The organism is Ensifer sp. ENS10 (assembly GCF_014852025.1).
In the GTDB taxonomy this organism is placed as follows: domain Bacteria; phylum Pseudomonadota; class Alphaproteobacteria; order Rhizobiales; family Rhizobiaceae; genus Ensifer.
In genome coordinates this window covers 260,884-278,030 of the sequence record NZ_JACVAS010000009.1, presented here as the reverse complement: position 1 = coordinate 278,030, position 17,147 = coordinate 260,884, and the positions used below count along the sequence as shown (strand labels likewise).

At 60.6% G+C, this 17,147-nt stretch carries 23 protein-coding genes and 1 pseudogene; 13 read left to right on the top strand and 11 right to left on the bottom strand.

Annotated elements, in window-relative coordinates:
- Nucleotides 1-90 precede the first annotated feature (90 nt).
- The gene (locus IB265_RS27410; protein WP_309140483.1) at nt 91-1,422 is read left to right on the top strand and encodes a divalent metal cation transporter; all 1,332 of its coding nucleotides are present in this window, start codon (nt 91-93) and stop codon (nt 1,420-1,422) included.
- Nucleotides 1,423-1,570: 148 nt separating this feature from the next.
- Nucleotides 1,571-2,089 (top strand): sigma-70 family RNA polymerase sigma factor, encoded by a 519-nt coding sequence (locus IB265_RS27405; protein WP_192495421.1) that lies wholly within the window; start codon nt 1,571-1,573, stop codon nt 2,087-2,089.
- 15 nt (nt 2,090-2,104) lie between these two features.
- Here the strand turns inward: IB265_RS27405 and IB265_RS37630 are convergent, their stop codons facing one another.
- The 6 genes and pseudogenes from IB265_RS37630 to IB265_RS27375 all read right to left on the bottom strand — a co-directional run bounded on the left by IB265_RS37630 (nt 2,105) and on the right by IB265_RS27375 (nt 5,190).
- On the bottom strand, nt 2,105-2,764 hold the full coding sequence (locus IB265_RS37630; RefSeq protein WP_192495420.1) for an HD domain-containing protein: 660 nt from the start codon (nt 2,762-2,764) through the stop codon (nt 2,105-2,107).
- 2 nt (nt 2,765-2,766) lie between these two features.
- Nucleotides 2,767-3,198, bottom strand: a complete 432-nt coding sequence (locus tag IB265_RS27395; RefSeq protein ID WP_057252182.1) for a CBS domain-containing protein — start codon at nt 3,196-3,198, stop codon at nt 2,767-2,769.
- Between the two features lie 135 nt (nt 3,199-3,333).
- Nucleotides 3,334-3,442 (bottom strand): annotated as a pseudogene (locus IB265_RS36955) (DUF2934 domain-containing protein); the annotation flags it as partial.
- Between the two features lie 515 nt (nt 3,443-3,957).
- A complete protein-coding gene (locus IB265_RS27385) occupies nt 3,958-4,572 on the bottom strand; it encodes a response regulator (RefSeq protein ID WP_057252183.1) in 615 nt (204 codons plus the stop codon).
- Nucleotides 4,569-4,925 carry a hypothetical protein gene (locus IB265_RS27380; RefSeq protein WP_113737414.1) on the bottom strand — a complete coding sequence of 119 codons (357 nt, stop codon included), beginning with the start codon at nt 4,923-4,925 and terminating at the stop codon, nt 4,569-4,571. Before IB265_RS27380 ends, IB265_RS27385 begins: the two co-directional genes overlap by 4 nt.
- Before the next feature lie 10 nt (nt 4,926-4,935).
- Entirely contained in the window at nt 4,936-5,190 is a 255-nt protein-coding gene (locus IB265_RS27375) for a hypothetical protein (RefSeq protein ID WP_244495668.1), read from the bottom strand.
- A 280-nt stretch (nt 5,191-5,470) separates the two neighbouring features.
- Here IB265_RS27375 and IB265_RS27370 point away from each other — a divergent pair, with 280 nt between their 5' ends.
- From IB265_RS27370 to IB265_RS27345, 6 genes are all read left to right on the top strand, one after another.
- The gene (locus tag IB265_RS27370) at nt 5,471-5,755 is read left to right on the top strand and encodes a DUF1236 domain-containing protein (RefSeq protein ID WP_192495418.1); all 285 of its coding nucleotides are present in this window, start codon (nt 5,471-5,473) and stop codon (nt 5,753-5,755) included.
- Between the two features lie 38 nt (nt 5,756-5,793).
- Entirely contained in the window at nt 5,794-5,949 is a 156-nt protein-coding gene (locus tag IB265_RS27365; RefSeq protein ID WP_113737416.1) for a DUF3309 family protein, read from the top strand.
- Entirely contained in the window at nt 5,950-6,981 is a 1,032-nt protein-coding gene (locus tag IB265_RS27360) for a DNA topoisomerase IB (protein WP_113737417.1), read from the top strand. It begins immediately after the preceding gene.
- A 194-nt stretch (nt 6,982-7,175) separates the two neighbouring features.
- Nucleotides 7,176-7,481, top strand: a complete 306-nt coding sequence (locus IB265_RS27355; RefSeq protein WP_192495417.1) for a hypothetical protein — start codon at nt 7,176-7,178, stop codon at nt 7,479-7,481.
- Nucleotides 7,482-7,551: 70 nt separating this feature from the next.
- Nucleotides 7,552-7,755 (top strand): hypothetical protein, encoded by a 204-nt coding sequence (locus tag IB265_RS27350; protein WP_192495416.1) that lies wholly within the window; start codon nt 7,552-7,554, stop codon nt 7,753-7,755.
- A 175-nt stretch (nt 7,756-7,930) separates the two neighbouring features.
- On the top strand, nt 7,931-8,170 hold the full coding sequence (locus tag IB265_RS27345) for a hypothetical protein (protein WP_192495415.1): 240 nt from the start codon (nt 7,931-7,933) through the stop codon (nt 8,168-8,170).
- Nucleotides 8,171-8,190: 20 nt separating this feature from the next.
- Here the strand turns inward: IB265_RS27345 and IB265_RS27340 are convergent, their stop codons facing one another.
- Nucleotides 8,191-9,243: a PAS domain S-box protein gene (locus tag IB265_RS27340; RefSeq protein ID WP_057252189.1), complete on the bottom strand. Its 1,053-nt coding sequence runs from the start codon at nt 9,241-9,243 to the stop codon at nt 8,191-8,193.
- Between the two features lie 222 nt (nt 9,244-9,465).
- Here IB265_RS27340 and IB265_RS27335 point away from each other — a divergent pair, with 222 nt between their 5' ends.
- The 4 genes from IB265_RS27335 (at nt 9,466) to IB265_RS27320 (ending at nt 13,141) form a co-directional block, all read left to right on the top strand.
- On the top strand, nt 9,466-9,669 hold the full coding sequence (locus tag IB265_RS27335; RefSeq protein WP_057252190.1) for a CsbD family protein: 204 nt from the start codon (nt 9,466-9,468) through the stop codon (nt 9,667-9,669).
- 491 nt (nt 9,670-10,160) lie between these two features.
- Complete coding sequence (locus tag IB265_RS27330) at nt 10,161-11,276, top strand: hypothetical protein (protein WP_192495414.1); 1,116 nt, start codon at nt 10,161-10,163, stop codon at nt 11,274-11,276.
- A 415-nt stretch (nt 11,277-11,691) separates the two neighbouring features.
- Nucleotides 11,692-11,961 (top strand): hypothetical protein, encoded by a 270-nt coding sequence (locus IB265_RS27325; protein WP_057249283.1) that lies wholly within the window; start codon nt 11,692-11,694, stop codon nt 11,959-11,961.
- A gap of 196 nt (nt 11,962-12,157) precedes the next feature.
- Nucleotides 12,158-13,141, top strand: coding sequence for a L,D-transpeptidase (locus tag IB265_RS27320; protein WP_192495413.1), 984 nt, complete (start codon nt 12,158-12,160; stop codon nt 13,139-13,141).
- A gap of 108 nt (nt 13,142-13,249) precedes the next feature.
- Here the strand turns inward: IB265_RS27320 and IB265_RS27315 are convergent, their stop codons facing one another.
- The gene (locus tag IB265_RS27315) at nt 13,250-13,438 is read right to left on the bottom strand and encodes a hypothetical protein (RefSeq protein WP_057249285.1); all 189 of its coding nucleotides are present in this window, start codon (nt 13,436-13,438) and stop codon (nt 13,250-13,252) included.
- Nucleotides 13,439-13,577: 139 nt separating this feature from the next.
- Here IB265_RS27315 and IB265_RS27310 point away from each other — a divergent pair, with 139 nt between their 5' ends.
- Entirely contained in the window at nt 13,578-13,832 is a 255-nt protein-coding gene (locus IB265_RS27310) for a hypothetical protein (RefSeq protein WP_057249286.1), read from the top strand.
- A gap of 203 nt (nt 13,833-14,035) precedes the next feature.
- Here IB265_RS27310 and IB265_RS27305 read toward each other — a convergent pair whose 3' ends face one another.
- From IB265_RS27305 to IB265_RS27295, 3 genes are read right to left on the bottom strand one after another with little or no spacing between them, the layout of a single operon-like run.
- Nucleotides 14,036-14,878 carry a CoA ester lyase gene (locus IB265_RS27305; protein WP_057249287.1) on the bottom strand — a complete coding sequence of 281 codons (843 nt, stop codon included), beginning with the start codon at nt 14,876-14,878 and terminating at the stop codon, nt 14,036-14,038.
- The gene (locus IB265_RS27300; protein ID WP_192495412.1) at nt 14,875-16,092 is read right to left on the bottom strand and encodes a CaiB/BaiF CoA-transferase family protein; all 1,218 of its coding nucleotides are present in this window, start codon (nt 16,090-16,092) and stop codon (nt 14,875-14,877) included. Before IB265_RS27300 ends, IB265_RS27305 begins: the two co-directional genes overlap by 4 nt.
- Nucleotides 16,089-17,138: an ABC transporter ATP-binding protein gene (locus IB265_RS27295; protein WP_192495411.1), complete on the bottom strand. Its 1,050-nt coding sequence runs from the start codon at nt 17,136-17,138 to the stop codon at nt 16,089-16,091. Before IB265_RS27295 ends, IB265_RS27300 begins: the two co-directional genes overlap by 4 nt.
- Between the last annotated feature and the right edge of the window lie 9 nt (nt 17,139-17,147).

Sequence of the window (17,147 nt, the reverse complement as noted above, 5' to 3'; positions counted from 1 at the left end):
AGCGCCGGAGAGCAGCCGGAGGGGAGGGAACAATCGCTTGGCAAGGCCGTTCGACGCTGAACTGACTCCAGTAACGGAGGGCCGATCATGGTGGATCCGTTCCGGCAGACGAGCACATTTGACAAAGATGGCGACGATGGAAAGCATGGGCGGCGTTCATCAACGACTTTGCCCGAACAAAAGGGCGGCAGTTTCTCACGCAAATTTGGCGCGGGCCTGATATCGGGTGCTGCCGATGATGACCCAAGCGGGATAGCCACCTACAGCCAGGTCGGCGCGCAATTCGGCTTTTCCCTCGGCTGGACCGTGCTGTTCTGTTACCCGCTCATGGTTGGGGTGCAAGGCTTGAGCGCCAGGATTGGTGCCGTCACCGGTCAAGGTCTCGCGCGGAACCTGCGACGGCACTACCCCGCGTCATTGGCGCGCGTGGCCACGTTGATGTTGTTGGTCGCGAACGTCATCAATATCGGCGCCGATCTCGCAGCCATGGGCGCCGCCCTACACCTGCTCGCCGGCGGGCCACAGCTCGTCTATGCCGTGCTGTTTGGCATCGCCTGCGTGTTGCTAGAGATTTTCCTACGATACAGACTCTATGCGATGTTTCTGAAGTGGCTGACACTTTCACTCTTTGCCTATGTCGCGGTCGTCTTCGTCGTCGATGTTCCCTGGATGGAGGCGGCGCGTGGCGTTTTCATTCCTTCGTTCACATTCGGCGGCGAGCAAGCCACGGCGTTCGTCGCTGTGCTGGGAACGACGATCAGCCCCTATCTGCTCTTCTGGCAGGCGGGCCAGGAAGTGGAAGAACTCGGACGACGGCATCACCAGAGATTGGGCGCCAACCCGCAGGCCGCCAAACCGGAGCTCGTGCGCATTGAGATAGACACGTTTGTCGGTATGGCGTTGTCCGGCGTCGTCGCCCTGTCGATCATGATTGCGACCGCCGCGACACTGCACGCCAACGGGACCACCCACATCGAGACATCCGCACAAGCGGCAGAAGCTCTGCAACCGATCGCCGGCAATGTCGCCTTTGCGCTCTTTGCCGCTGGCATTATTGGAACGGGCATGTTGGCGGTTCCAGTGCTTGCGGGTTCGGCGGCCTACGCCGTTGCCGAACTGTTTCAGTGGCCCGAAGGGTTGGATCGCGCACCGCGCAGGGCAAAGGCCTTCTATGGCACAATCGCCGTGGCGACGCTTGGAAGTGCCGTAGTCTTTCTCGTCGGGGTAGACCCGTTCCTGCTGCTCTATTGGAGCGCGATCACAAACGGCATGCTCGCAGGCCCCCTTATCGCCATGATGACGATGATGGCCGCCAATCGTCACATCATGGGCCAGCTCAAGGCGCCCTGGTGGATGTTGACGCTCGGCGGCGCGACTGCCTTGGTGATGCTGGCTGCAACGGCCGGAATGTTCTTGCTCTAGGAGGGCCGCCGAGCGCTTGGCGAAGCGATGACGGTTCCGCTACTTCCCTTCGGTTTCATCCCCGGCGCTCGTAGCGCGGAGGCGGAACATAAAGGCCAACCACGCATTGTTAAAACAGCAACAAACTATCCCGAAAGGCAGTTTCCCCATGCCTTCCACCCTCAAGAAGGAAGAGCATTCGCAGCCGCTGGAAAACCAGGTCGTTGATCTCATTCCGGCGTTGCGAGCGTTTGCACGCACATTTGTCACCTCCAGCTTCGAGGCGGACGATCTCCTACAGGAAACGCTTTTTCGCGCGCTGCGCGGTATCGATGGTTTCGAGCCCGGCACAAATTTGAAGTCGTGGCTCTTCACCATCATGCACAATGCGTTCCGCACCCAGTACAAGTTGCGCCGGCGCGAAGCGCCAGGCGTCATCGATTGCGCAGAATTGCCGATACCCATGGCGCCGCCGCAGGAGTGGTGTGTGCTGAATTGCGAATTGCGCACTGCGCTCGAAACGCTGGCCCCCGTCCATCGGGAGGTCCTGGTCCTCGTCGCCGGCTACGGCCTGAGCTACAAGGAAGCCGCCGATATCTGCGACTGCGCCGTTGGAACCATCAAGAGCAGGCTCAGCCGAGCTCGTGACGAGCTCGCCTACCGCATGAACGGCGTGCCGGTTGAATGAACCGGCACGTTCGGATCACTGCATGAAAATCAAATAGAACGCACCGACGATCGCCAGGCCGAAAAGAACGACGAGAGATCGTTTCGCGACACGAGCGGTATACTGGCTACGAAGTGCGCTGCGAGCGGCATCAATGCGGGCAAGCCGCGCTTCACTCGTCAGGCCTACATCGCCGGGCTCGAGGCCCGCCGCCGCGCCTTCCTTATCGCTGACCACTTCTTCAAGCAGGTGAAGCCTGCGCCTGTATTCGGCGCCGCTTTTGCCTTGGCGTTCAAGCTGGGCAAGATTGTCGCCGAGATCCGCCCGCTTCACCTCATGCGTAAGCAGGTTGGCGGCGGCACGGATCGTCAACGCATCCTTCGTTTCTCCAGGCCGCCTCGTCAGACATTCGACGGCGGCAACGACCTCTGGCGAGAAGCCGGAATCCAGCAGCCTTTCAGCCGTCCATCCTGGCGACTTTTCCAGGACATCGTGCAGGAAGGCAACGGTCTTGGCCTTGTCACCCTGAACGGCATCGGCGACACGTTGACAATGCCGTATATAAGGTTCACCCGCCTTGTCGCGCTGGCCGGCGTGGGCGTGAACTGCGACTTCTCGCGCCCAAGCATGCTCCTCGGACGCGGACAGCAGGACCGGGGAGCGCCATAGTGAGCGCCGATCGCGGGTGTCAGCCATCGTTATGGCCTTTGGTTGTGAGCGCCCCCCGGAGCGGTCACGCCTTTAAGGCCGATGCCCGCGAGCGCAGGATCGCGTCGCGCCGCATCTGCCAGCGAAACGATGCCGACGAGGCGCTTGTTGCGATCGACGACCGGCAGGCGGCGCACCTGTTCGTCGCCCATGTTGCGGGCAACCTCGGACACGTCTTCGTCGTCAAAGCAGTATTTGACGTCGGCAGTCATGATATCGCCGACACGGGTCTTGTCGTCGCGACCATCCGCGACACAGCGTACGACGATATCGCGGTCGGTGATCATGCCGACCAGGCGATCGTTATCGCTGACCGGCAGGAAGCCGATGTCGTTATCGGCCATCTCCCGCGCAACCGTTGAGATCGTGTCGTCCGGACTGGCAATGTGAACGTCCCTTGTCATGATTTCGGCAATTCGCATGGATGTTCTCCTTTCCCGTTCAAGATTCATCGGCTCCGCGACCGGCCTTTCCGTGCGGAGCCGTCGACGGCGCAACAATGGTTCCGGTATCGTCGTCGGCTTCTTGCGTGGGATGGGGGCGCTCAGTTTCAGCCAGTTCGCGGCTTGCCTGTTCCCAATGTCGCTCGTCCTGCCCCTCGGGCCGTCCCTCGCTTTCCCATATCGCATAGGCACGCCGGCGAATGAGTTCATCCCTGTCGTCCATAACGCTGACCCTCCTCAAGTGTTGCGCTCTGCAAACTCTGAAAACATGGATTTGTTCCGTTTCCACCTCGGCGGATCGCCGCGCCGACAAGGGTTCTGCGACAATGCCGGAATCCGTCGATTGCGCACCAGGCGAGCCACGCATGCCGTTCCCGCGTGGTCTTGCGAGCAGTCTCCTCTCGTCTGCGGTGCCCCGTTTGACGACCAGCAAGCCGAATTGGCGGATCCGTCGAATACCCTCGAAAGCGCCGCCCCCAACGATCCCCAAAAACTTCTCGGAACCATGCGGGAAAACGCCGGTTCTTCATGGAAACGAGGAGAGCGAAATGAGCCCGAGCCCATATAGACCCGGCGAACAGCCGCCCCCGGTACCAAAGCCGAACCGGACACCGCGCCCGATCGAGGAACCAGAACCCGAAGATCTGCCGGATGAAAAGCGCACGCCCAACCCGGACGAAGTCCGTGAACCACCAATTTACACTCACCCGTCATTTGGGTAACCGGGTATGGTCGCTCTCAGTTCTGCCCGTATGGGCCTTCGCTATAAATGATCGTCATCAACTCATGTAGCCACGTATCGAGCGGCTGTGCCCTCTCTCTCGTGGCAGCCAAGGCAATCGCACGTTCGAGTGTCCGCTCGACGAGAAAATCCGCCGCCTTGGCGCTCGACATCAGCACCCTGGCCCGGAGACGCAAACCAGGAACGAGATCTGTGACGAGTTGATCGGACAGGCCGCCGTAGATCGGCGCAAGGGTCGACACATTGAGGAGGTATTGCTCAAAAACGGCGCTAACCAGGTCTGAGGAGCCAGCGCACTTGCTCAGACGCGCTGCCGACCTGAACCGCTCCGGAACGCTCACATCATCGTAGCCGCTGAAGAAGATCAAGGGCACCGAACGGCGCGCGAGTTCGTCCGCTACGGGAAAAACCAACTCTCCATTCAGGTTGATGTCGAGGATGGCAACCTGAATATCGTCCGCCTTCGACAGGCTCTTCAAGGTTTCTTGCACTGTTGGTGTGGGGCCAATGATGGTCGCCCCGGCCCGCTCGAGCCATAGGGCGATGTCATTTGCGACATAGAACTCATCCTCCGCCACCAGCACCCGCAAATGCTGCAGGCCCGGCATCATCGTTCGTCCTCGATCTTTCTGTCCACCTCAGTTCTGGCGCTGTGCGCGGTTGCGGCTCGCCGGGAATCGAGAGCCCTCTGCAGCCTGTTGGCGAGTATCAACAGCCGGTCCGGGACATCATCGACTCGTTCCACCTCCGGCTCGACCGCACGAAGAGCCGGATCGCCCATCAGCAAGCGATCGTTTTCATCATCTGTCTTCTTGCTCGAAGCCATCGCTTCTACCTTGGTCGTTCCTGCCGTGCTCTCGTCGCCAGTAGTGGCGAAACCGTGCGAAGGATACGCCCCCCGGAAGTGGAAGCCAAGCTTCCCGGCTGCGAGCATGACTGCAGGATGCCCTGGTGCGGAGCGCATGCCAGCCACCTCAGTGCCGCGTGTTGCTCTTCGGGACAAAGTTGGCGCCTTCCACGGCTGCTTCCACAGCTGCTTCCAGCGGCCTGCGCATGGCGGCAACATAATCATCGGTCAAGTCCAGCAAAGCGATCGCGATTTCGTCCCACGACCAACCGGCGCGTTCGGCACATTCCGTCAGGAGCCGAAATTGATCGCTCATCGCCAACTGACACTCGAAGCCACGTTCGGCACCGGCATCGACATTCGTTTCGATCGTTTTCACCATCGTTCCTCCTGTTCGACAAATAAACTCGGAGGACGACCGCGGGTTCCGGCCAAGTTGATCGACCGGCCGCAGTCCATCGAACCGGAACCGGAACCAAAGCGCGAAAAAGCGCAATATTTCCGTTGGATAGGCAACCGATGCTGAGCCGCTAATAGACATCGTCACGGCACCCTTGCCGCAAGACGCTCGCCCACCCACCCCACTCCGCCCGGCCTGTTTGCGGCATTCGGAACCATTCCCGTGCTCGTCGGTTAGTCCCCGCAAGTTAGGAGGCTTGATCATGAAGAGAATCATCCTAGCAAGTGTATTCGCGGGCCTCGCCTTCGGCGGTATCGCCGTGGCGCAGATGACCGTTGTCGTGCCCGGTGAAGTTAAGACATACGTCCTTGAGCAGAGCAGCCCTTCCGTAGTCTATCAGGGCGACTTGGTGGTCGGAACGCGCCTTCCCGACACCGTCGAGATCCATACGATCCCGGATCAGCCTACCTATGGCTACGTGGTCCTTAACGACCGGAGAGTGCTCATCAATCCGCAGACCCGCGAGGTCATCGAGGTCCTGCAATGATTATCAACCAACGGCACAAATAGCGGAAGGACCGTAAGATGCTTGGAACCGTACTGCTGATCATCCTGATCCTGCTGCTGGTTGGCGCATTTCCCGCCTGGCCCCATTCTTCGAGTTGGGGCTACGGGCCATCCGGTCTCGTGGGCGTTCTGGTCGTCGTCGTGTTGGTCCTCTTGTTGATGGGGCGGATCTAATTGAAGATAGGCGAGAGTGCATCACCGGCGGAACCCGACCTTGTCTACGTTTCAGACAGGGAACCGGGCTACAGCCGGTCGCGCACGGCCAACGGCTTTTGTTATCGACGCCCGAACGGCGCGCCCCTGAAGAACCCCGGCATCATTGCGCGCATCGAGGCGCTTGGACTGCCGCCAGCCTACGAGCGTGTCTGGATCTGCATGAACAAGAACGGTCACCTTCAGGCAACCGGTTATGATGCGCGCGGCCGGAAACAATATCGCTATCACGATGCCTGGCAGAAATTGCGTAGCCGCGCCAAGTACGACCAGCTTCCTACCTTTGCCAAAGCGCTTCCACGGATGCGGCGAACCGTCCGCAAACAGATGAATGGGCCGATTGACAACCCGACCACAATTCTTGCTGTACTGACAGCTCTGCTCGATCAAGCACCTCTTCGCATCGGGAATTCGAGCTACGTGGAACAGAACGGCAGCTACGGCGCCGTTACGCTTCTCAAGCGACATCTCAGGATCCGCGACGGCCGCATCGAGCTGAACTTCAAGGGCAAGGGCGGGCAGCGGATCCGAAGGCGCCTGCGCAATCCCCGGCTACAGCGGATTCTGGAGGAGATTGCCGAGCTTCCCGGGCGGCAGCTCTTCGTGTCAGTGGGGCCCGACGGCAAGTCTAAACCTATCGAGTCCGGCCGTTTCAATCGTTACCTCGCCGATATTTCCGGCACCCCGATCTCCGCCAAGACGTTCAGAACCTGGGCGGGAAGCGTTGCTGCCTTTGCTGTCGCGCGGCAAGCTCTGCAGGAGGGCCGGCACCCGACAGTCAAGCAAATGTGCGAGGCGGCGGCGGGAGTCCTCCACAACACGCCTGCCGTTTGCCGCAAGAGCTATGTCCATCCGGCTGTCCTCGCTCTTTCAAAGCCGGGCGAAACAATCCCGCGTGCAAGCCGCAACGTGAAGCCGGCCAGCGGCCTTCGAACGGATGAAGCCCAGTTTGCTCGATTTCTGAGACGGCGCGGGCCGAAGAAGTCGCAATAGAGCCAACGATGCCGCGCATGTGCACCGCCTTGTAGGCGCTCCCGCTCAAAAACTGTTTCGATCGGGCGTCCGTGATCCGGAGGCTCTGGATAAGATCAATTGCAGCCCTCCGGACCGCACGTTGAGCGAGCGAAATCAAATGCTGGGAACCAATTGCGTGCTAGCCGGTTCGGCTGCCGGAGGAGTGCACGGTGATGGGCAAGGAAGCGCCGACGCTCAATGCTGGACCACACAACCAGCCTTATCTCAATGCAGATGCGGATGAACATCGGCTCGAAGACCAATTGGTGATGCTGCGGCAAATGACGAAAGGGCTCGAACACGAGATCGACGCAATCCTCGCGGATGCGAGCGAGGTCGTTCGCGCAGCGCCCGGCATCAACCGCGCCAAGGTGATCAAAGCGCTCGTTGCCGACAATCGGAAGAAGCTTCTCCGCCTGCAATCCTGCCTGGTGATGCTGGAGGAACGTGTGGGCCGCGAGGCGATCAATTCCGATTGAGCGCAGCTTGCGGCAGCCCCTGTTGCCAAAGGCACTCGCCTCTCATCCACGGAGGTGGAAAATGCCTAGCTTGTTGCGTTTTCTCTTTTGGCACCTGTCGTCCGGCTTCCTGTTGGGAACAATGACCGCTCTGGTAATCGTTGCCCAGAACCCCCAGGCGCTTGGACACAATGGCTCAATCGAACCCGTCGCCCTACTCATGCAAATCTTCGCCTTCGGCGCTTCGTTCGCGATGGGCAGTCTCGGCACGGCGCTGATGGGAAAGATCGACTGACCAAATCGACCGACCGCCCCTGCCCGCCCTGACGATGCGACAGTGGCGAACCATTTCTTCCGTAGCGCTCGAAGGTTTCTACAGGGAACAAAAAGCCGTTTGGAGCACTTCGGGTGTCCCACAGGTCGGCGCTGCGAAGCGAACACCGACGTCATAGAGCATCAGGAGATCTGAGATGGCACAGCACCAGCCCGCTTCCGATGGGAGCGCACCGTCTGCACCTGCAAAACGAGGGCGCGCGAAGATCATCAATCCGTCGGAAGCCGTCTATTACGGGCATTACGACCTCGCGGAATTCATTGCCAAATACGGTTTGACGCCCTTGGTCGCGCGCGAGATTTTCGGTCGTGTCGGGCCAGCGCGCAGTGATCTCGACAAATACATGAATGAACCTCGCCAGCACCTGGCAAGGTGACTGCGAAAGCCGCAGATTCGCTATAACCCATCGGTCGCGCGCGGCTCCGAGGCGGTCTGGTATGGCTCCAGGAAACGATCCGCCTGTCCCGCCAACCGCCACCGGAGCACCCCGTCACCGCAGATGACGTCCACCGTCGCGCTCAGCGCTTGCGCCACGCTGCGCCTCAGCACGACTGCTCCGAACCCGGAGTGCGGAAAACTCGGACCTTTGCTTCCCGGTTCGGCACGCTCTTCCCATGTGATTGAGAAGCCTCGGATCGGCCCCCGTTGGGCAAGCGCCCATTGCACGGAGATCGCGCCAGTTCGATTTTTCAGGACACCGTTGCGCAGCGAATTCAGCGCCAGCTCGTGGATCGCCATGCCGAGATTCTCGATCGCGACCGGTACCAACGCAAGGGACGGCCCTGCAATCTCATAGGTGTCACCCGCATAGAAGGGCGCCATCTGTGTCTCGACGAGATCACCGAGATCGGCCCCCTTCCAGTCGGCCGACGCAATCAAATCGTGAGAGGCCGCCAATGCCCAGATGCGCTCTTCGAGACGTTTTTGGAAAGTGGCGGCATTGGATGCCTCGCTGCGGCTCTGCCTGATCATTGCAAGGATGATTGCGTACTGGTTCCGAACCCGGTGGTTGACCTCACGCAGAAGAAGGCGAATGCGCCGTTCCTTTTCTTTGGTCGACGTTATGTCGCGGGCAACCACCGACGCACCCACGATCTTGCCCACGCCGTTTCGAATGGGCGAGACCGTCAGCGAAACGGTAACGTAGCTTCCAGCCTTGCGTTGGCGTACCGTCTCGAACGGCTCGATCTGCTCCCCTCGCCTCAGGCGGTCGAGCAGTCTCATCTCTTCTTCGTGAAGATGCGGCGGGATAATGGTGAGGATGGACTGCCCCATCATTTCGTCTGCCATGTAGCCGAAGAGCCGCTCCGCGGCTCCGTTCCAAGTACGGACAGTGCCATCCAGATCCTTACTGACGATGGCATCGAAAGACGATTCCACGATCGCAGCGAAACGCGCCCGAAGGACATCGTCGGCGACTGCGTCCTCATCGAATAGGCGTGACGGCATCGGTTCTGCTCGCTTCCGACCAGGCATTCATTTGCGGATTCGTGCTACCTGACCCAACTAGTACGCCCGACCTCCCAAAATGTTCCGCTGCACGGCAGCTCGAACCAATATGCTTTCCCAATTTTCCTGAACTTCGGACAGGCGAACGGCGAACGGCCTGGCGAGAACCAAATCGGCATCCGCGAGTTGGGGTGGCGTCTCTAAATTAAGGAGGATCCTAGAATGGACTGGAACCGTATCGAAGGAAATTGGAAGCAGGTCAAAGGCAAAATCAAGGAGCAGTGGGGCAAGCTCACCGACGACGATCTGGATCAGATCGCCGGTAACCGCGAACAACTCGAAGGCCGAATTCAGGAGCTTTACGGGATCGAACGAGACCGGGTTCGTCGCGAAGTTGATGACTGGTACGGTCGCCAAACCTGGTAGTTCGAGGTGGAGGCGATATGGCCGCCCCGGCCAAAAGGATAGCCGGGCGCGGCCCTCTTTTTCCCTATCCCCGGGGTCTTTTCCAGTTGACTAATTCTGCTCCGATGCGCTTCGCGCCTTGTCAGTTCTGCGGCGTTGCAAGTCCGTTCAATGCCATTCCGTTGGGCTCGTTTAGGTCTAATTCTACTTGGCACAAGCTTCAGTGTGAGATTATGTTAATGCAACTATCGCGTCATACCCTCAGCGGCTGTAGGCGTGGCTCCAAAGTGGGAGGTGACATGATGTTGCCATCCTGGGAGCATTGCACCAAACTGCGTAGCTTATGGGGTGATGAAGAGCCTTTATTCGCCTCTTCCAGGGAGTTAGGTCTCGTTTTGCACAACTCGAGTATTTGGCCCGACTTACAGTACTAGATTCATAACTCGATGTGGCGGGACCGATAGAAAGTCGACTTGGTATGATTATCTTTTTGCGGTCGGAAACGGGTCAAAATGAGCGAAATCCGTTCGCTTGAACGCGCGGACATCCCGGCAATCGCAGGCATGTTCCAGCGGGTGTTCCGCAATGACCAGAGCACACCGCCGCCGGCACTTGCCGATTACATGCTGCAGCTTTACCTCGATGCGCCCGGCTGCGATCCGCAGATACGCCCGCTCGTGCACGTGAACGACAAGGGCGTCATTTCCGGATTTGTCGGCGTCAACGTCCTGCCCATGGTGCTGAATGGCCGCCGGCTGCGTGCGGCCATCTGCGGCTCGCTGATGGTCGAGGATCGCGAGAGCGACCCCTTGGCCGGAGCGCGCATCCTCAAGGCCTTTCTGGCCGGCCCACAGGATCTTTCCTTCAGCGAAACCGCAAGCGACGTCTCGATGCAGATGTGGACACGGCTGCGGGGCGTCGTCCTGCCGCAATACAGCCTCGACTGGGTGCGCGTCATCCAACCCACTTCCTTCAGCCTGAGTGTTGCGGCCAACCGCATCAAGCCGGCGCGACTTGCCGCACCTTTCGCGCGGGCCATTGACAGCGCCTACCGCAAGCGGATGGCGCCGGGCGAACAACGTTGGTCCGCCGTGTCTGCCGCCGGCATCGGCCAGGCCGGTTTCACGACACAGGAAACCGATCGCAACGGCTTTGCCGCCGTGGTCGATCGTTTCATCGCGCAGTTTCCGCTGCGCCCCGAATGGGCCGAAGGGCAGCTCGACTACATTCTCGGCGATGCGGAGCAAAAGCCCGAACAGGGAGATCTCGTCTACGCTCTGGTCGCGGCGCGCACCGGCACGCTCGTTGGCGCTTTCGCCTATTACGCCAGGGCGGGTGCGATCGGACGGGTGCTGCAGGTTTTGGCGCTGCCGGGCCAAGCCGGCCCGGTCATCGACTGTCTTGTCGATCATGCCGCCAAGCGCGGACTTCCGGGCCTAAGGGGACGGACACAGCCGGTACTTATGGAAGCCATGCTCGGGCGTCGGATTGCCTTCGCCCATGTTTACTCAACAGTACTCCACTCCCGTGACCCGGCAATCGTCCAGGCCTGCCGGGACGGACAAGGCTTTTTCAACGGCATTGCCGGAGAACACTGGTGCCGGCTGATCGCCGGGACTTTTGGTTGATCTTGCTCGGTGATGCGTATCCGTTCCTATGTTGTTCGATCAACCGTGCAGACCTAGTGAAGCACCTGGGCCGCGACTTAGCGCCCGCCGCATCGAACGACGCGCGGAACCGGACCTTGTCAACCGCCCCCTTTTTTAGAGTCAACTACGATAGCCACAAAACATGTGCTGCGGCTGCCGAACTCACGGCAACCCATCGTCACTGGCGTAATTCCATGAAGAGGTATAGATTGACCGGCCGGTCGTCGCCCCGGAGCCGACGACCGGGAATGACTGCAAGGGAGTCCGAGCGATTGAAGCCTCTCTCCCTCAAGAAGGTCCGCGGGGCGAAGCCAATATCAGCGATACCCCCGCGTGAAAGTGAAAGCGTCAACTGGAAGATGCGCCGGGAACCGCGGCCGCCAGGGAGGTTTCAATGCAGTGGGCAGTCAATGATCTCAATGGCCAATGGAATGCAACTGAGCTTGAAATGCTCCAGCGCACATTCGACCGGGTCTGCCTGTGGCAGAACATCCCTGCGAACAGTCTGCGTGCAGGGCGCCTGGTTCGGTATCTGACAGATCAGCTTCGCGGCGGCATCTGCGACGAGGGTACCCTGTTTGAAAACGCCATGTTGCTGGAGCGATCGCGTTCGGAGGCGACGTCCTTTCCCCGACGCGGCGCGCCGATGCGTGTGCTCAACTAGTTCCGCCCGATAGATAGATCCGCGAGACCTGCAAGGTTGATCCCTTTTGAGGGCAGAGCGCTTCCGCGCCGGCCATCGGGACGGTGTGGAAAGTGGCTGTTGCCGCGATCAACGGCGTGTCGGCTTTCCAAGCTATGATCCCGGCCGGCTGCGGTATCTCGATGGGCGGGAACAAATCCGGCGCCCAGTTGATTGAATGGTCATGAAAAACATGACCCTGTCGACAGCACTGTTGATGCTGTTTCCCGCCGCTATGGCTTTGGCCCAGCCGCTTCAGCCAGATGCGATCAACAACGCTTCGATCGCGCCCACTTCGTTGGAGCCGAAGACTGGAGCAACTGACGAACCCGACCCCACCATCGTTCGGCTTCAAGTTCTTCTGGATCGCGCGGGTGCGTCGCCTGGCGTAATAGACGGCTACGACGGCGAGAACGTCCGCAAGGCGATTGCCGCCTTCGAGACCATGCAAGGTCTGCCCGCAGACGGCAAATTGGACCCGGATGTCATTGAACGACTTTCGGACCGGACGCCGGCGGTACAGCCCTATGTCATCTCCGAAGAAGACACCAAAGGGCTCGTCGCTACCATACCCAAAGACTACTCCGAACAGGCGAAAATGGATCAGCTCGGATATACAAGCGTCGCCGAGAAGCTGGCCGAGCGCTTTCACATGGACATCGATCTCCTCAAGGCGCTCAATGCGGCCTCGATGTTTTCGGTCGGCAATAGCGTGTCCGTCATGGTCCCTGGAGCCCCAAGGCAGGGGACAGTCAAACGCATCGAAGTGCACCGACGCTCCGGCCAAGTCATGGCCTTCGCAGGCGACGGGACGCTAATCGCCGCCTACCCAGCCACGATCGGCAGCCGCGAGGCCCCGTCGCCTTCCGGCACGCATAAGGTCAAGGGGGTCGCTCGCACCCCTCCCTATGTTTACAATCCGAAGATCAATTTCCAGCAGGGCGACAACCGGAAGAAACTGACCCTCCCCGGCGGTCCGAACGGCCCTGTCGGCAGCGTCTGGATCGACCTGTCAAAGCCAACCTACGGAATTCACGGCACGCCGGAACCATCGATGATCGACAAGTCCGGATCGCACGGATGCGTTCGCTTGACGAACTGGGATGCGGAAGAATTGGCGGGGATGGTCAAACCTGGCGTCATCGTTGAGTTTGTAGACTGAGCCACCTCAACGCTGCGAAGGGCTGAAACGACCTCGCGAATGAGAGCGTGCAGCCGCGCAAACGAGCGGTCCGGCCGAGGTACTCCGTGAAACGCCTCTTTCGAGCTATCAGCGTATGCGCGTCTGAACGCGCACGATGTTCATCTGAAGCTCATGACTCGTCGCGTATCTGCCAAGCACCTTGATCAGGCGCTGCTCTTCGGTCTTGTGAATGCCAGTGCGCCGGCAATAATCGGCGACATCCCAGATATGCCTGGCCTGGGGGTTGTCGACTGTTCGGATATCCGCGTGTTTCATCCTGCACCTCCCCTTGCGAGGGTTCCGCGCGAGCCGCTGAAAGCCAACGCGCGGACGGCAATTGTCGCCTTCAAGGGAACGTAGTTTCCGCCCGCTGGTTTGGGGCGCGAAATACCACCCAAAACAGGAGGCAGATGCGATGTTCAACAAACTTCTAATTGCAGCCGTCATGGCCACTTCTTTCACCGGCGCCGCCATGGCCCAGGCCGATATGACGTGCGATGAGGCGGGCATGACAAAGCTGGAAACGGACGTGGGCTCCATCACCGACGCCACCAAGAAGGACATGGCAACGAAGGAACTGGCCATGGCCAAGGAAGCAATGGCGGCGAAAGATACGGCAAAATGCAAGACCCACATGGAGAATGCCATGAAGGGCAAGGACGCCATGTGATTTCAGGTTACGGCGTCCACTGCATGTTTCCTTTGATCGTAGCCCGTTAAAGGACAAAAACATGCAGCGATTCAAAGTGCTACAGCGAACTTTGCGCGTCTGATAAGACGCGCGGCGCTGTAGGGTGTTTCGCCACGTCCCGCGTAGCGTGACACCCAGACCGGCGGCTCCTTGCAAGAATGCGGGGTCTTCGCGGGCTTTGACTAATCGATCTTCTGCAGAATGCGGCGGGCACGCTCGATGATCGGTGCATCCACCATCCTCTCGCCGACCAGGAAGGCGCCCCTGCCCTCGGCCGCTGCACTCGCCGCGGCGTCGAGCACGGCGCGCGCCCAGGCAACCTTTTCTTCGCTGGGTGAAAATGCCGCATTCATGATCGGCACAGCAGAGGGATGAATGCAGGTTGCGCCATCAAAGCCATGGCGGCTTGCTTCGCGGGCGGCGGCTTCAAGGGCATCGCGCTGCTGATAGTCCGCAACGGTCGTCAGAGTGCCGAGCGACAGCTTGCCCTCCGCCTTGGCTGCGAGATGCACGAGCAACTTCGGCAGACGCAACACCTCGGGGAGCGGTTCGGCCCCCATGCTCGTGGCAATATCCTCTCCACCGGCCACAAGGCCCAACACGCGCTGACAGGCGGCAATTGGTCTTGCGTCTACCACCGCGCCGGCATCTTCCAACAGCGCCACGAAGACGAGCGGTTCGCGCCCGAGTTCGCGTTCGGTCGTTTCCAGGTGTTTGCCAAGATCGCACACCTGCTGTGGCGATTGCGTCTTGGCGATGAAAAGACCGAAGGCGCCTGCGCGGCAAGCGGCCTCGGCATCCGCCTTCTGCATTTCCGGTTCGGCATTGATCCGCACGAACACCTTGGCGCCGCTTTGCCCGGCCATGGGGACCGACTGTGCAAGTCCAGCGCGTGCCGCCTGCTTATCGCCTTCGGCGACGGAATCCTCGAGGTCGAGGACGATGGCGTCGGCGCCACGTTCGTGCGCCTTGGCGATGAAGCGTTCGGACGAGGCGGGCACGTAGAGAAGAGACCGCAGTCTCATGCCGCCTCTCCCTTCAGAATGAAGTCGATTGCGCTTGCATCCAACCCGGCTTCTGTGAGGACCTCAGCCGTGTGTTCCCCAAGCGTTGGTGCCGGTCGCCGCCATGCACCCGGCGTCTCCGAAAGCCGCGGCACGATGTTGTGCATCGGCAGGCTGCCGAACTCCGCGTCCTCTACATCGACGATGATCTCGCGCTCGGCGAAATGCGGGTCGGAAACGGCATCTGCGATGTTGTAAATCGGCCCGACCGTCGCGCCGGCGTCGCGCATGATCTTCAGCGCTTCGTCGTGGTCGTGCCCGGCAAACCAGCCGCCAACGGCTTCATCGACGAGGTCCCGGTTCTTGACGCGCTCCGAATTGGTTGCAAAGCGCGGATCCTGGTTCATGTCGGCGCGGCCGATGATCTCGAAGATCCGCCTTGCGACCTGCGGCGTGGAACCGGACAGCGCCACGTATTTGCCGTCGCGGCACCGGTAGACGTTGCGCGGCGCGGCTGTGTTGGAGGCGCTGCCCACGCGCTCCTTGATCTTTCCGGTCGTCTGGTAGATCGCGGCTTCCGGTCCGAGCACCGAGAACATCGGTTCCAGCAGCGACAGGTCGATCACCTGCCCCTTTGCGTAGCCGCGATCACGCGCGAGCAGCGCCGTCACGGTGGCCGAACTTCCGTAGACACCGGCGATCATGTCGGCGAGCGCCAGCGGCGGCAGCACCGGTTCGCGGTCGGGAAAGCCGGTTCGGTAGGCAAATCCGCTCATGCCTTCGACGATCGTGCCGAAGCCCGGGAACTGCGCATAGGGGCCGGTCTGTCCGAAACCAGAGATCCGCACGATGATCAGGTTGGGGTTGCGAGCATGCAGCGCTTCCGGCGAAAGGCCCATGCGCTCCAGCGTCCCCGGCCGAAAATTCTCGATGAAGACGTCCGCCGTTTCGATCAGCGCCCAGAGCGCCGCCATGGCCGTCTCCTGCCGAAGGTTGAGCACGACGGAGCGCTTGTTGCGGCTATAGGTCTTCCAGTAGAGCGAGTGGCCGTCGTCCTTCCAGTCCCGCAGCGGATCGCCGGCCGGCGACTCGATCTTGATGACGTCTGCACCGGCATCGGCAAGCTGCAGCGACAGCATGTTGCCGGCGACGAGGCGTGAGAGATCCAGAACCCTTGTGCCGACAAGCGGCCCCGTGGCGGCGGGATCGAACTGTCGCTTGGCAAACCCGCTCATCGAATACGCTCCCCGGTTTCCTTGTCGAAGAGCAGAACCTTGTCGACGTCGATCGTGAGCGTCACATCCTGGCCGGCCGAAAGCAGCTTGCCGCCGTGGACAACGACGGAAATATCCTCGCCGCCCATATCGACGACGATTTCCTGATCTTCGCCGGTCGGTTCGACCAGGCTGATGCGGCCCGGCACGCCCGTTGCTCCAAGCGTGATATGTTGCGGGCGGATGCCGCAGACAACGCGCGTACCCGGCTGCACCTGTCTTCCAAGCGGCAAGGAGACCCCGCCGCGGGTCAATGCCGTTTCGCCGTCAGCGATCGCCTCGATGAGGTTGATCTCCGGCGAACCGATGAAGCCGGCAACGAAGAGATTGGCGGGATCGTTGTAGAGTTCGAGCGGCGCGCCCGCCTGCTCGATCTTTCCGCCGTTCATCACCACAATCTTGTCGGCCATGGTCATGGCCTCGGTCTGGTCGTGGGTGACGTAGACCATCGTCCGGCGCAGCCGCTGGTGCAGCTTCTTGATCTCGCCGCGCATCTTCACGCGCAGCTTGGCGTCGAGGTTCGACAACGGTTCGTCGAAGAGGAAGGCGCGCGGGTCGCGCACGATGGCTCGGCCCATGGCAACACGCTGGCGCTGGCCGCCGGAGAGTTCCCGCGGCAAGCGGTCGAGCAACTTTTCCAAGCCGAGGATCTCGGCGGCCTCGCTCACGCGCTTGTGGATCTCCGCCTTCGGCGCGCCGGCGAGTTTCAGCGCGAAGCTCATGTTTTCCGCGACCTTCATGTGCGGATAGAGCGCGTAGGACTGGAAGACCATGGCGATGTCACGCTCCTTCGCCGGCATGTCGTTGACGATCTTGCCTCCTATGGTGATTTCGCCGGCTGAAATATCTTCCAGCCCGGCGATCATGCGCAACAGCGTGGACTTGCCGCAGCCCGAAGGACCGACGAGCACGACGAATTCGCCATCGCCCATCTCCAGCGAGATGTCGTTGAGTACGGCGACACTGCCATAGCTCTTGCCGACACTTCTGAGCTCTATCTCGGACATGTTTCCTCC

Coding starts and splice junctions, on each gene's coding strand:
- IB265_RS37630 (WP_192495420.1), bottom strand. CDS start 2,764: ATGGCTGACACCCGCGATCGGCGCTCACTATGGCGCTCCCCGGTCCTG.
- IB265_RS27325 (WP_057249283.1), top strand. CDS start 11,692: ATGCAGTGGGCAGTCAATGATCTCAATGGCCAATGGAATGCAACTGAG.
- IB265_RS27370 (WP_192495418.1), top strand. CDS start 5,471: ATGAAGAGAATCATCCTAGCAAGTGTATTCGCGGGCCTCGCCTTCGGC.
- IB265_RS27310 (WP_057249286.1), top strand. CDS start 13,578: ATGTTCAACAAACTTCTAATTGCAGCCGTCATGGCCACTTCTTTCACC.
- IB265_RS27380 (WP_113737414.1), bottom strand. CDS start 4,925: ATGCGCTCCGCACCAGGGCATCCTGCAGTCATGCTCGCAGCCGGGAAG.
- IB265_RS27315 (WP_057249285.1), bottom strand. CDS start 13,438: ATGAAACACGCGGATATCCGAACAGTCGACAACCCCCAGGCCAGGCAT.
- IB265_RS27300 (WP_192495412.1), bottom strand. CDS start 16,092: ATGAGCGGGTTTGCCAAGCGACAGTTCGATCCCGCCGCCACGGGGCCG.
- IB265_RS27375 (WP_244495668.1), bottom strand. CDS start 5,190: ATGGTGAAAACGATCGAAACGAATGTCGATGCCGGTGCCGAACGTGGC.
- IB265_RS27355 (WP_192495417.1), top strand. CDS start 7,176: ATGGGCAAGGAAGCGCCGACGCTCAATGCTGGACCACACAACCAGCCT.
- IB265_RS27295 (WP_192495411.1), bottom strand. CDS start 17,138: ATGTCCGAGATAGAGCTCAGAAGTGTCGGCAAGAGCTATGGCAGTGTC.
- IB265_RS27365 (WP_113737416.1), top strand. CDS start 5,794: ATGCTTGGAACCGTACTGCTGATCATCCTGATCCTGCTGCTGGTTGGC.
- IB265_RS27335 (WP_057252190.1), top strand. CDS start 9,466: ATGGACTGGAACCGTATCGAAGGAAATTGGAAGCAGGTCAAAGGCAAA.
- IB265_RS27330 (WP_192495414.1), top strand. CDS start 10,161: ATGAGCGAAATCCGTTCGCTTGAACGCGCGGACATCCCGGCAATCGCA.
- IB265_RS27405 (WP_192495421.1), top strand. CDS start 1,571: ATGCCTTCCACCCTCAAGAAGGAAGAGCATTCGCAGCCGCTGGAAAAC.
- IB265_RS27305 (WP_057249287.1), bottom strand. CDS start 14,878: ATGAGACTGCGGTCTCTTCTCTACGTGCCCGCCTCGTCCGAACGCTTC.
- IB265_RS27345 (WP_192495415.1), top strand. CDS start 7,931: ATGGCACAGCACCAGCCCGCTTCCGATGGGAGCGCACCGTCTGCACCT.
- IB265_RS27340 (WP_057252189.1), bottom strand. CDS start 9,243: ATGCCGTCACGCCTATTCGATGAGGACGCAGTCGCCGACGATGTCCTT.
- IB265_RS27385 (WP_057252183.1), bottom strand. CDS start 4,572: ATGATGCCGGGCCTGCAGCATTTGCGGGTGCTGGTGGCGGAGGATGAG.
- IB265_RS27395 (WP_057252182.1), bottom strand. CDS start 3,198: ATGCGAATTGCCGAAATCATGACAAGGGACGTTCACATTGCCAGTCCG.
- IB265_RS27320 (WP_192495413.1), top strand. CDS start 12,158: ATGGTCATGAAAAACATGACCCTGTCGACAGCACTGTTGATGCTGTTT.